Origin of the sequence: Flavobacterium frigidimaris (assembly GCF_002217275.1) — a bacterium.
In the GTDB taxonomy this organism is placed as follows: Bacteria; Bacteroidota; Bacteroidia; order Flavobacteriales; family Flavobacteriaceae; genus Flavobacterium; species Flavobacterium aquidurense.
In genome coordinates this window covers 125,657-138,255 of the sequence record NZ_MUGV01000018.1, presented here as the reverse complement: position 1 = coordinate 138,255, position 12,599 = coordinate 125,657, and the positions used below count along the sequence as shown (strand labels likewise).

At 35.3% G+C, this 12,599-nt stretch carries 12 protein-coding genes; 4 read left to right on the top strand and 8 right to left on the bottom strand.

Annotated elements, in window-relative coordinates; genetic code table 11:
- Nucleotides 1–37: 37 nt before the first annotated feature.
- The 8 genes from B0A65_RS11195 to B0A65_RS11160 all read right to left on the bottom strand — a co-directional run bounded on the left by B0A65_RS11195 (nucleotide 38) and on the right by B0A65_RS11160 (nucleotide 8,235).
- Nucleotides 38–778, bottom strand: a complete 741-nt coding sequence (locus B0A65_RS11195; RefSeq protein ID WP_074658907.1) for a ZIP family metal transporter — start codon at nucleotides 776–778, stop codon at nucleotides 38–40.
- 62 nt (nucleotides 779–840) lie between these two features.
- On the bottom strand, nucleotides 841–2,271 hold the full coding sequence (locus B0A65_RS11190; protein ID WP_074658904.1) for an anion permease: 1,431 nt from the start codon (nucleotides 2,269–2,271) through the stop codon (nucleotides 841–843).
- Nucleotides 2,272–2,294: 23 nt separating this feature from the next.
- Complete coding sequence (locus B0A65_RS11185; protein ID WP_074658901.1) at nucleotides 2,295–3,446, bottom strand: porin family protein; 1,152 nt, start codon at nucleotides 3,444–3,446, stop codon at nucleotides 2,295–2,297.
- 316 nt (nucleotides 3,447–3,762) lie between these two features.
- A complete protein-coding gene (locus B0A65_RS11180; protein ID WP_123890324.1) occupies nucleotides 3,763–4,419 on the bottom strand; it encodes a hypothetical protein in 657 nt (218 codons plus the stop codon).
- A gap of 138 nt (nucleotides 4,420–4,557) precedes the next feature.
- Nucleotides 4,558–5,106: a DUF4738 domain-containing protein gene (locus B0A65_RS11175; RefSeq protein WP_074658896.1), complete on the bottom strand. Its 549-nt coding sequence runs from the start codon at nucleotides 5,104–5,106 to the stop codon at nucleotides 4,558–4,560.
- 115 nt (nucleotides 5,107–5,221) lie between these two features.
- Nucleotides 5,222–5,662, bottom strand: a complete 441-nt coding sequence (locus B0A65_RS11170) for an SRPBCC domain-containing protein (RefSeq protein ID WP_074658894.1) — start codon at nucleotides 5,660–5,662, stop codon at nucleotides 5,222–5,224.
- Between the two features lies 1 nt (nucleotide 5,663).
- On the bottom strand, nucleotides 5,664–6,557 hold the full coding sequence (locus tag B0A65_RS11165; RefSeq protein ID WP_074658891.1) for a dienelactone hydrolase family protein: 894 nt from the start codon (nucleotides 6,555–6,557) through the stop codon (nucleotides 5,664–5,666).
- A gap of 88 nt (nucleotides 6,558–6,645) precedes the next feature.
- Nucleotides 6,646–8,235: a tetratricopeptide repeat protein gene (locus tag B0A65_RS11160; protein ID WP_074658889.1), complete on the bottom strand. Its 1,590-nt coding sequence runs from the start codon at nucleotides 8,233–8,235 to the stop codon at nucleotides 6,646–6,648.
- A 207-nt stretch (nucleotides 8,236–8,442) separates the two neighbouring features.
- Between B0A65_RS11160 and B0A65_RS11155 the strand changes: the two genes are divergently transcribed.
- From B0A65_RS11155 to B0A65_RS11140, 4 genes are all read left to right on the top strand, one after another.
- A complete protein-coding gene (locus B0A65_RS11155) occupies nucleotides 8,443–8,697 on the top strand; it encodes a hypothetical protein (RefSeq protein WP_074658887.1) in 255 nt (84 codons plus the stop codon).
- 82 nt (nucleotides 8,698–8,779) lie between these two features.
- Nucleotides 8,780–10,006, top strand: coding sequence for a DcaP family trimeric outer membrane transporter (locus B0A65_RS11150; RefSeq protein ID WP_074658885.1), 1,227 nt, complete (start codon nucleotides 8,780–8,782; stop codon nucleotides 10,004–10,006).
- Between the two features lie 47 nt (nucleotides 10,007–10,053).
- Complete coding sequence (locus B0A65_RS11145; protein ID WP_074658883.1) at nucleotides 10,054–11,502, top strand: aspartate ammonia-lyase; 1,449 nt, start codon at nucleotides 10,054–10,056, stop codon at nucleotides 11,500–11,502.
- Between the two features lie 23 nt (nucleotides 11,503–11,525).
- Nucleotides 11,526–12,593: a type II asparaginase gene (locus B0A65_RS11140; RefSeq protein ID WP_074658881.1), complete on the top strand. Its 1,068-nt coding sequence runs from the start codon at nucleotides 11,526–11,528 to the stop codon at nucleotides 12,591–12,593.
- Nucleotides 12,594–12,599 lie beyond the last annotated feature (6 nt).

The window sequence follows — 12,599 nt, the reverse complement described above, 5'->3', positions numbered from 1 at the left end:
GACTTAAATTTTAATCGCACAAATTTGATTTGAAGTTTTAATGAAAATTCTCAAAAACAACCAGACATACAGAAAAAAAGAATCCAAATACCGTAAAGACTCCGGCCAATTTTCCGCCGTGTTCATAAGCTTCCGGAATCATGGAGTTGGCCAACATCATTAAAATAGCGCCACCGGCAAAAGCCTGAATAAACGAAAGCCATTCCTGCGAGGCGCTGCTGAAAACGGAGAAACCGGCCAGCGTTGCCAAGGCACACAGGATTGCTATACCGGTCCATAATAATAAGATTTTTTTTGAACTCCAGCCTCCGGATTTCATTCCTGATGATCCTGCAATGGCTTCGGGTAAATTAGAAATAAAAACGGCTACCAACATGGTAAGGTTTCCTGACATTCCTTCAAAAATACCTAAACCGATAATGATGGATTCTGGAATACCATCTAATATAATAGCCAAAACCATTGGAATTATTAAACTGGAGCTTTTGCTTTCATTTAATTTTAGCCGATTCCGGGCTCCAAAATTGGCGATAAGTTTGTCTGAAAAATAAAATATAGAGGCGCCAGCAAAAAAGCCAAAAGCCGGATACATAGTGCCTCTTCCAAGTTTTACGGCCTCAAAGATTAATTCATATGATATCGCGGAAATTAATGTTCCGGCTCCAAAACCCATAATTACACCAATAGCACGATTACTTAAGGAATACCGAATTGCTAATATCCCACCAATAATGAGAGATGAAGTCGCTAATAAACCTGTAATAAAAGCCTGTAGCATAATAATGTTGTTTTAGTGCATGATCTTACTTTTGAATTGTTGACTTTAAGACTAATTGTCTTTTAGTAATATCCAATAACTCTCATCCATAAACCGCCAATTACCATGTAAATAAACAACATGACAAGTCCGGTCACCAAGCCTTTTACCCACCAACTTTTTAAGTCAACATAACCGCTACCAAAGAAAACCGGCGCTGGCCCGTGACCGTAATGTGTTAATGTACCGTATAAGGAACCTACAAATCCAAGCATGAAAGCAAGTAGTAAACCCGGAATTCCTATTGAAATTCCAACGCCTAATAATGCAGCATACATAGCCGCTACGTGTGCTGTTGCACTGGCAAAAAGATAATGACTAAAGAAATATACCAGAATAATAATTGGAAAAGCCATTTGCCAGCTTAAACCGCCAATTTCTGCTTTTACCTGATCACTAAACCAGCCAATAAAACCTAATTCGTTGAGTGAACTTGCCATCATTACCAAAACAGAAAACCAAACAATGGTATCCCAGGCACCTTTTTCGGCTTTAACATCTTCCCAGGTTAAAACGGAAGTTAATAACAGCACAACTAAACCAATAAAGGCTGTTGTTGTAGCATCGATAGAGAATAAATCACCTGTTATCCAAAGAAATAATAAAATAAAAAACGTTAATAGCATTAACCATTCGTTACGGGAAATAGGTCCCATTTCTTTTAGTTTCTGACTCGCAATTTGTGGAGCGTCGCCCGTACTTTTAAGTTCAGGAGGATAAATTTTGTACAGTACAAACGGAATCACAAAAAAAGAAACGATTCCGGGAACAATAGCCGCGGTTGCCCAGGACATCCACGAAATTTTGATTCCTAAATTGAGTGCAAATTTTTGACACATGGGGTTACTTGCCGTTCCTGTTAAAAACATTGACGATGCAATCAGGTTCATGTTGTAACTATTCAAGGTTAAAAACGCACCTAATTTTCGATGTGTTTCCGGCTGATCCGGCATCGAGCCAAAACTCATAGACATTGATTTCATGATGGGATAAATAATTCCGCCACCTCTTGCTGTATTACTTGGTACGGCCGGTGCCAAAACAACATCGGCAAGTCCTAAACCGTATGCTAATCCAAGTGAACTTTTACCGAACACTCTGATGAATAGAAAAGCAATTCTGTTTCCTAATCCGGTTTTAATAAAACCTCTCGCAATAAAGAATGAAATCCCGATTAACCAGATTACTTTATCTCCAAATCCTTTTAAGGCAAGTGTGATCGATTTACCAGCTTCTCCCGGTGCGAGAACTTGTGTAAAAGCTGTTAATGCAATCGCAATCATACACATGGTTCCCATTGGAGCGGCTTTCAGAATGATTCCAAGAATAGTAGCCACAAAAATGGCAAATAAATGCCATGCTTCAATTACAACACCTTGTGGAGCCGGAATAAACCAAATGATAAGGCCAACAGCAAATGTAATGATGGTCTGGATAATTTTTACTTCTTTCATAATCAACGAGAATTAAATTAAAACTAAAGTCGGCATTGTAGCTGAATTAAAAATAGATTACTGCTATATACTGACGTATCGGGTATGTCTTTTTCATAATTATCAAGAGTAAATCCTAACTCGATGCGGCCCGTATAGGCTTTGCCAAATTCAAGACTTATCATTGGTGTATAGGTTTGTCTTACGTTGGAATCGATTTTATAACTTGAATCAAAAGTTTCATATCGGCAGGAAATTTCTATAGAGGATAACCTGTTGTAGGCTATTGAATATCTTAAATTAGGTAAAAAATAAAAACCTCTCATTTGATAATCTGAAACACTTGCCGTTCTGCCGTCAACGGGTAACGAAAAATATAAATTGTGATTTGTTCCTTGTTTATATTCAGCCTGCAACTCTAAATGAAGTTTGTCGGCAAGTTTAAAATTGCTTGTAATATCTGCACCAACAGCAAAGACGTCCTGTGTAAAAACTACTCCCATTCCGCCGTTTAAACCCAGATTTATCTTGTTCTTTTTTGATAATCCGAAAACCCATCTTGTAAAATATTGCTTTCCGTTATCTTTATCTTTTTCCTGATCTTTTCCATTTCCATTAACAATAGTAATGGCGTAATCTATAGGTATTTTTCCGATTTCTGCTGATCCCAAAACGGAAGCTCCTAATTGAAAGCTTGTCCAGCCATTTTTTCCGAATTCATAATATTGGTTGGAGAAATCAAATGATTTGATGATATCTACAGAAACCTGATCTTCAATTCCAAATGGCGCTCTAAATTGACCACCGACCAAGGCAGCGTATTTACTAAACGTATATTTAGCATAGGCGTTTTCTAAAACTTTCCCTTTCGGATCCGATTTAAAGTCGGCTAAGTTTACTAAAACTACAACTTCCGTTTCCGGGCTGATTTTCGTATTCACACCAACACGCATTCTTTTAACATCAAACGAAGTCTTTGTGACTTCTCCTGTACTATGTTGTAAACCAAGAACATCGACATCATCTGTCATAGCAGCCAGAAACCGTCCCTGAAAAAGTCCTTTAAATTGAAACTGAGGATATTTTACTTCACTTTCAGGTTTTGGAGTTTCAGTAGTTTGGGCGTTTATTACAATCGGAAACAGTAAAAAAATAAAACCGATAATTAATGTAAGAGGCGTAGAGATACATTTCATAAATAAAAATAAGTTTTTATTATTGATCTTAATTTCAATGGTTTATAAAAGAAGTAGTATTGTAACTGTTTGTTTATCAGTGTTAATATAGTAGTACTAAAGTAGTAAAAAAAAGAATGTCTTGTAGCAAAAATAGCATTAAAATAATGTTAGCGTTTTTTTCGGAAGGAATAAATGAAATTATAAATTTTTATAATCTGTGAATCGCTTTAGGACTATCAATAGAAAGGTCTGAACATTATAAGATTGTTGTGCATTTTGAAACAGGTATTTTAAATTAAATAATATACATAAAAAAGAGGTTTACAGTTTCTTCTTAGTCATGCTCCAAAAGCGTTACGACCTTATTTTGTTTTTTTGAATAGCCAATTATTGCTCCGCCTTCGTCACAGCCAAAGCAAGTAATACTAATTAATTTAATTGTTTCGTCTGCTAACACTTCATTTAAAAAATCTTTATCAGTACTATCTTCTTCGAATTCTTGGAAATTTTCATCTTTATTATTTTCTATTGGGGAAATCTCACCAAAGAAGTTGGCAATGCTAGTATTAAAATAAGCCTGATATTGTTTTTGTGTTAAAGAGTTTCTGTATTTTTCGATATATTTTTCACGATCTTCCTGACTTCCGGCTGGTGTGGTTTCCGGCTCATCAATTTCTCTTAAAAAATAAAAAGCGTCAAAAGATTGTGTATAAATAATTTTATTGTCTGCTGTTATTATTTGCAATTTTGCTTTGGAGTTTTTAATCTCACCGGGTTCAATAATAAGCAGAAACAAGTCTTTTGAATCTGGATTTGAAAAGAAGTATGAATTTGATTTTTTTATTGTGTCTGCGATAGCGAATTTTAAATTTTTCCTGCTATTGTCATAAACCACTTCTGTGCTTGTATTTGGTAAAGTGTCAACTTGATGATTTGAAATTTTATTTTCTTTCTTGTTCGAATTGCAAGAGATCAAAGTAATTAAAACCACAAAAAAAAAATATTTAATTTCATAATCTTCAATAATTTATGTTTTAAAATTTATTATAACATTTTCCGATTTGGTGCGGTGTTGGAACTCAATTAAATTTGCTTAAATTCATTGTAATAGCTGTAAGCGACGCTTTTTTTATTCATCATCCGGTTCCATTTTTTTAATTTCAAAACTTTTAGTTTTAATATCGTAATAATGATTAAAATCAAAACAGATATCTGTTTCAGGCTTGCAGATTGTTCCCATAAAAATAAGTTTCCCATTCTCTGATTTTTCAAACCAGTAATTGTGAAAATTCGCAGTCTTGATAAATGATTGATCAATTTGATTTTTAAATAATTCTTTACGGAAAAGAGTATCAAGAATTACTTCTGATTTTTGGGTAATTTTTAAATGAATTTCATTATCCCGATACTTATCGATATGTTTGATATTCATTTCTAAAAACGCATTAATGACAAATGATTTCAATGAGGTTTTTGTTATAGCGATTTTAAAATTCCCATCAAGTATTGTATCGTGCGTTTCGGTCTCAATATTTTCGGGAAAAAATCTTTCAGCGGTTTTGGTTTTGTTACTGTGTGTTTGATCAACATTTTCTTTTTCCGCTGTTAATTTACTGTTTCTGTCAGAACAAGAAATTAAACTAATAAGCAAAATTAATCGTACTATGTTTTTCTTCATTTTAATTGAGCTAAGGCTACAAACACTGCACCTTTATTTGTTTTCAAATATATTTCAAATATTTGCTTGATTGTATTTCAAAACAAAATTCTTAACAATAAAATGTTGTTAATTTTTAGTTTTTACGCATAAACTCAAATGCGCCTTTTCGCAATTGTATTCCGTATTCAAGATAGGCTTTCATACAGGCAAGAAAATTGGCCCAGCCTTCTGTATTTCCAATGGCCCATTTCAGGTTTTTTTCATTGTATGTTTTTCCATCTTCAATTACTTTTACTACAGTACTTTTGTCGGGTTGTGTTTCCATCTCAATTTTTACTACAGTTTCAGGATCCCAAACATAGGAGATCGAACGATTCATTTCAATCTGAATATCTTTTATAGGAACTTCGTCATCGAATTCGGGAAATTTCCAAATCAATTCTTTTCCAGTTTCCATTCTTCCGCTACTTTCCGAGATGAAATAGTTTGTCATCTTTTGTGGATTTACAATTCCCTCAAAAACGTCTTCAATCGGTTTCTGAATTTGTATTGTTGCTTTGGCAATCAGCTCCATATTATTTCTTTTTTAATTTCTGTTTAAAAAAATCGATAGTTCTGGTCCAGGATAAGGTTGCTGCTGCTTCATCATATCTTGGCGTTGTATTATTATGAAAACCATGGTTAACTCCCGGATAAAAATAAGCAGTATTTTCGACCTTATTTTTTTTCAGGACTTCTTCAAAAGCCGGCCAGCCTTCATTAACACGCGTGTCTAAACCAGCGTAATGCAGCAGTAAAGGTGTTGTTATTTTTTCAGCTTCTTCTTTGGTAGGTTGTCCGCCGTAATAAGGAACGGCAGCAGCCAATGTTGGTATTTTTACCGCCATCATGTTAGAAATCCATCCACCAAAACAAAATCCGACCACGCCTACGTTACCATTACAATCTTTGTGGGCCTTTAAATATTCATATGCTGCTATAAAATCTTCCAGCATTTCTTCGCGGGTACGTTTTTTTTGCAATTCGCGTCCGGCATCATCATTTCCGGGATAACCGCCCAATGGCGATAAAGCATCAGGAGCGAGGGTAATAAAACCTTCTACTGCAGCTCTTCGGCCAACATCTTCAATATAGGGGTTTAGACCTCGATTTTCATGAACGACAATAATTCCGGGTAATTTTTTTTTGCTTTCAACAGACTGCGACAAAAGACCTTTAATAGATCCGCCGCCTTTAGGAGATTCATAAGTGATATAGTCTGATTTAATTCTTGGATCGCCCGGTTTAATAATTATACTGTCTTCATAATTAGGCATCATAAAACTTAAAAGCGATGGAAGAGTAAGCGTTCCTACTGCGAAAATGGATAATTTTTCGATGAACTGTCTTCTCTCAATTTTATTATGGGCATAATCGTCATAGAGGTCAAATACTTCTTGTGAAATATCTTCTTTGGTTAATTTCTGCATAGTATTTATTTTTTGAAACTAAATTTAGAAAATAAAATGATTCTTATTTTAGGATAATACAATTAATTGATCTTCAGTGAAAAAAAAATTAATTATTTTGAACTAATCCAATTCTCTCGATAGCCGCAACTATTTCTGTTACTAAATCTTCAGAAAGAATTAGGCCTGAAAGTAGTTGACGAATTTTGTTTGGCGAATCAGGCATTAAAGCTAAAAGTTTCGAAAGATATTTTTTTGCTTTAACATCTTCATTGATCAAAGATAATGTAGCACACTTCAGAAGCGGATCCATAAAAGTTTCTTCAGAATCCATTTTTTCGGCCCATAAAAAAGCGTTTTTATATTCTTTTTTAGACAAATAGTAGCAGCAAAAACCAATATTAATCCACCACGGAGAATACGGATTTTTTTCGATGGCATTTTTCATAATAGAATAGCCTTTATCAAAATATCCTGCAAAAACAAGCATACACCCAACTCCGCAAACGCGACCCGATGCATTAGGATTTATTTTAATGCATTGCTCAGCAGAATAGAGACACGTTTCCGGCTCTTTTTTAAATAAATTAATTGCAGTTAAAGTATGCCATGCATGTTGGCAATGAGGATCTATTTTTAAAGATTTCATTACACAACGATGAGCTTCCTCAATAGTATTTTCGTCATTGTCAATAGCAAACGCCACTCCGTAAAGATGAAATTCTCCCAACATCGCCCAGGTAGTTGCGTGATTTGGATGTAATTTTGTTGCCTCAGCTAAATTTCTGAAAGCAGACCAGTAATTCTCAAATGTACAGTCACATTGATATTTATAATAACCGTAAATTCCTTTCCAAATACTAAAATTGTCTGTAATTCTGGAAGGAGAAGTTTTAATGATTTCTTTAAAAATAATTCCATAATATCCGCCTATTTCACTTACAATACTATGTGTGATTTCATTTTGAATATGATGAATGTCTTTTATATCAATATGATCAAAAGATTTTGTCATGGCGAATTCTCCTGTTTTTGAGTTTAAAAGATTAACTCTTATTTGTAGTGTTCTGTCAATGCACAGAATGTTTCCGGTAATAATAAAATCGGCACCTAGTGACTTAGCTGCCTCCATAATATTTTGATTGATTTTTGAAATCATTTCTGAAGAAAAATTTCCTACAACAGAAATGTCATCAAATAATGAAAGTTGCGCGCTTAACTCTTCACAAAGCATTAGCGAAAAAAGATCTAAATTTTGATCAGTAGTGATTGATTTAAATGGGAATATGGCAATGATTGGATTTGTGTCGTCATGACGAGGCACGATGGGTCGCATACCTTCATTCCGATTATCATCCTTTCGAATAAACCGTGGAATATAACAGCCCTTCGGAATATCTATTATTAAAGAATTGTTTTGGCCGGTTGTTAAATAATATTCGTTGAGAATTCTCCTTAATCTTCCTGCATGAATACGCACAACGGCATCATCGTTAGAATTGAAATTAGCTGATCTGTTAAGCACATTTATGGCAATGGAATATTCCTTGATAAAATGCTGGTTTTCATTAAGTGTTTCCTCCACAATATATCTTAGAAATTTACTTAAGATAGGAGAGCTTTTTAATGATGTAAAGGTTAGAACAGATTCTAATTCGGTAAAAATTTCTTCATGGGTATTTTTTTTTACATTCTCCATGTAAGTTGCATTAAATGAGAATAATAGGATTAAAGTATGGTACTATAAAGTTAAATAATTTATTTTCATTTTATGATAAAATTAGCTTTTTTGTAAGAAAAAAGGTTTTAAAATAAGTTTTTTCCTTCATTTAACGGTTAAATTTAACGGTTTTTAACGCTTCTTCGATTATTGTGTTTTTTATATTTGACTGAATATCAGTATTTAATGAGAGGTAAAATGGCGATTCCCGAGAAATTATACAGCGAAAAACTTTTCAATTATCAAGAATCAATCAAAGTTTTGTATTTGGTTGATGATAATTTCAAAACTATATGCGATGATTATTGTTGCAGCAAAATCAATGTTGAAAAATACAGAAAAAAAATAGAGGAGGATTTTCATCTGAAAGTGGAGTACGAAAATCTGACTAAGGAACTTGAAGAGGAAATAGTACAATATATAGCAAAAAACATGGAATAAATTTTATGTAAAAGCAAGAAAACCCTTTAGAGCAAGTGGTCCATTTTAGTAAATAATCAAACAATTTTAAACCAATGTAATTATGAAAAGAATGTTTTTTCAAATGGCTAAGATTAGATATTTGGCCATTGTAATTTGTTTTCTTGCACTTAACTTAATTCAGGCTCAGGAAGACGAGGCTAAAAAAAGTATGGAGATCTATGGTTTTATCATGACCGATATTGGCTATAATTTTAATCAGATTCAGCCAGACTGGTATGATGCAGTTCGACCTACTAAATTACCGTCTTATGAAAACGAATATGGACCAGACGGCAATTATTATGCCTCTGTTCGTCAGACCAGATTTGGTATTAAAAACTATTTTGATACCGGAATTGGAGAATTGAAAACGACATTCGAATTCGAATTATATGGAACTGGTGTTGATGCAGGGCAAACCACTTTTCGTTTGCGTCACGCTTATGCCGAGTTAGGAAAATTTGGAGCCGGTCAGACGTGGAGCCCTTTTATGGATATTGATGTTTTTCCTAATACTTTAGAATATTGGGGTCCAACAGGAATGGTATTCTTCCGTAACATCCAAATACGCTATATGCCCATTCAGGGCGATACCCGTTTGACAATTGCATTGGAAAGACCGGGAGCAAGTGCTGATCAGGGAGTTTATGAAAACCGTATAGAACTTCAGGGCGTAAAAGGAAGGTTTCCGTTGCCGGATCTTTCAGCAGAATATCATCATGGATTTAACTGGGGATATCTGGAGTTAGCGGGTATTGTGAGAAAGATTGAATGGAAAGATCAAAATAACGATCAATTTGATTTATCCGGAGATGCTCTTGGCTGGGGATTGAACCTGAGTACCAATGTAAAACTTGGAAAGAGTACCGTTTTCAAAGGGCAGGTTGTGTATGGTGAAGGAATTCAGAACTATATGAACGATGCACCAGTTGATATTGGAATTGAGAATAATCCTGGAAATGCTGTAACGCCGGTAAAAGGTGTCGCACTTCCTTTGGTTGGTGTAGTTGCTTTTCTTGATCATTCGTGGAGTGAAAAATTCACCACCTCAATTGGTTATTCTATGATTGATATTGATAACTCTGATGGACAAACTCCTGATGCCTTCAAAAAAGGACAATATGTAGTTGGAAATATATTGTATTCTCCGGCAAAAAATTGTTTGGTGGGAGCTGAATTTCAATGGGGGGATCGTGAAAATTTTAGCGACGGATGGAGTACTTCTATATCAAAAGTACAATTCTCATTTAAGTATAACTTCTCGCAAGCATTCTACAGAAAAAACTAAAAAAAATAGCGCTCTAAAAGTTACCAAAAACTAAAAAACAAAATATCATGTGTAAAAAAATACATTATGTAATCCTCTTTGGATTATACATCAGCTTCCTTAGTGCTCAAACCCGAACTGAAAAAGATCTTTTGGGTGAGAAGCAAATTCCGAACAATGCTTATTATGGAGTTCAGACTGCGCGTGCTCTTGAAAATTTCCAAATCAGCGGAATGACAACACAATTTTATCCGGATTATGTAAAAGCTTTTGCGATGGTAAAATTGGCGGCTGCCCGTGCTAACGCAGAAGATGGCCGGCTTAAAAAAGACAGGCTCGCAGCTATAGAAAAAGCGTGTCAGGCTGTTATTGACGGAAAATATCACGATCAATTTCTGGTAGACTTGTATCAGGGTGGTGCAGGTACTTCGGCCAATATGAATGTCAACGAAGTGCTCGCCAATATAGGTTTAGAAATGAGCGGACATAAAAAAGGAGAATATCAATATTTAGAACCGCACGACGATTTAAATATGGGACAATCGACAAACGATGTTTATCCAACAGCGATTAAAGTGGCGCTATTATTACACAATGATAAATTGATAAAAGAAGCTGATTTGCTGGCCAAAGCATTTCATAAAAAAGGAGACGAGTTTAAAGACATTCTTAAAATGGGTCGCACCGAAGGACAGGATGCCGTACCAATGACAATGGGGCAGGAATTTCACGCTTTTGGGAATCAGCTTGACGCAGAAATTGCAGCTTTACGAAAAGTAGAAGTGTTTTTATGTGAACAAAATATGGGAGCGACAGCAATAGGAACCGGAATTACCGCTTCGCCAGGTTATGCTGAAAAGGTGGCCACGCATCTTGCTAAAATTACAGGAAAACCTATTGTGATGAGTAAAGATCTTATTGCTGCTACTTCTAGTCAACAGGGATTTGTACTTTATTCTTCAGCACTTAAAAGTATGGCAGTAGCCATGTCAAAAATAAGTAGTGACCTTATTTTTCTGGCCTCCGGACCACGTGCCGGGATATTTGAAATTAATTTGCCGGCACTTCAACCGGGATCCTCGATTATGCCGGGTAAAGTAAATCCTGTTATGCCGGAGTTAATGAATGAAGTTTGCTTTAAAGTAATAGGGAATGACCTGACTGTGACGCTTGCCGCGCATTCCGGTTTACTGCAATTGAATGCCTTTGAACCAGTCGAAGCTATAGCCATGATGGAATCACAAGGATTGTTTTTTAAAACATTTCCCTTATTCAGAAAAAATTGCATCGAAGGTATTACAGCAAATAAGTCAGTGCAAGACCATTATATGGAACGAAGTGTTGGTATTGTTACTGCTCTTAATCCGGTACTGGGTTACGAAAAAACAACAGAATTAGCAAAAGAAGCGCTTGAAACGAACAAAGGAATTCTCGAAATTATACGCGAGAAAAAATTGCTTACCGAAGATCAAATTAAAAAATTGCTTGACCCAGCTAGTTTAACCGGACAAAAATAAACCATCAACTAAAAATCTATATCATGAAATTAAACACAATTTTTTTTAAAAAAATATTGCTAATACTACTAATCTTAGTAAGTAATGCTATAATTGCCCAGGCAAAATCTAAAGTTCTAATTCTGGCAACAGGAGGAACCATTGCAGGATCTGCAGCAAGTGGTGTACAATCTGGTTATACTTCAGGACAAGTTACCATTGATGCGATGGTAAATGCAGTGCCGGATGCGATGAAGCTGGCCGATATCAAAGGCGAGCAGATTGCGAATGTAGGATCTCAGGATATGTCATTTGATATAATGATGAAAGTAGCCAACAGAATTAATGAACTGGCAAACAGCAAGGATGTCGACGGTTTTGTGATTACCCATGGAACGGATACTATGGAAGAAACAGGTTATTTTTTGAATTTGGTAGTAAAAACAGATAAACCAGTTGTACTGGTAGGTTCGATGCGACCATCGACTGCAATTAGCGCTGACGGACCTTTAAATCTTTATAATGCTATTGCTGTGGCTGCTGATCCTAAAGCAAAAGGGCATGGCGTACTTTTGGTTATGAACGACTGGATTCATTCTGCACAATCTTTAACCAAAGTGAGTACAACTGCTGTTCAGACTTTTATGTCCCCTATACGCGGACTGATAGGAACTACTTCCTACGGAGTGAATGATTTCTACCATTATCCTGATCAAAAATTTGGAAAAAGTTCTGAATTTGATGTGAAAGGGGTAACCACTTTTCCACGCGTTGATATTATCTATGCTGATGCCGATATGAAACCCGATTTAATCGATGCGTCAATTGAAAAAGGAGCAAAAGGAATTGTAATCGCAGGTGTTGGTAACGGAAATATGAATAAAGCTTCGCTTGATGCTTGTGCAAGAGCGAGTAAAAAAGGCATTATTATCGTGCGAAGTACGCGTGTTGCTACTGGATTAGTAGGGCGCAATGTAGAGTGCAATGATGACGAGTTAGGTTTTATTGCTTCTTATAATCTTAATCCGCAAAAATCCAGAATTCTATTGACGATAGCCTTACTTAAGCCTAGAAAACTGGATGAGCTTCAAAAAATATTCATGGAATATTAATACCTA

Coding starts and splice junctions, on each gene's coding strand:
- B0A65_RS11170 (WP_074658894.1), bottom strand. CDS start 5,662: ATGGAGCTGATTGCCAAAGCAACAATACAAATTCAGAAACCGATTGAA.
- B0A65_RS11155 (WP_074658887.1), top strand. CDS start 8,443: ATGAGAGGTAAAATGGCGATTCCCGAGAAATTATACAGCGAAAAACTT.
- B0A65_RS11185 (WP_074658901.1), bottom strand. CDS start 3,446: ATGAAATGTATCTCTACGCCTCTTACATTAATTATCGGTTTTATTTTT.
- B0A65_RS11195 (WP_074658907.1), bottom strand. CDS start 778: ATGCTACAGGCTTTTATTACAGGTTTATTAGCGACTTCATCTCTCATT.
- B0A65_RS11175 (WP_074658896.1), bottom strand. CDS start 5,106: ATGAAGAAAAACATAGTACGATTAATTTTGCTTATTAGTTTAATTTCT.
- B0A65_RS11160 (WP_074658889.1), bottom strand. CDS start 8,235: ATGGAGAATGTAAAAAAAAATACCCATGAAGAAATTTTTACCGAATTA.
- B0A65_RS11145 (WP_074658883.1), top strand. CDS start 10,054: ATGTGTAAAAAAATACATTATGTAATCCTCTTTGGATTATACATCAGC.
- B0A65_RS11165 (WP_074658891.1), bottom strand. CDS start 6,557: ATGCAGAAATTAACCAAAGAAGATATTTCACAAGAAGTATTTGACCTC.
- B0A65_RS11190 (WP_074658904.1), bottom strand. CDS start 2,271: ATGAAAGAAGTAAAAATTATCCAGACCATCATTACATTTGCTGTTGGC.
- B0A65_RS11150 (WP_074658885.1), top strand. CDS start 8,780: ATGAAAAGAATGTTTTTTCAAATGGCTAAGATTAGATATTTGGCCATT.
- B0A65_RS11140 (WP_074658881.1), top strand. CDS start 11,526: ATGAAATTAAACACAATTTTTTTTAAAAAAATATTGCTAATACTACTA.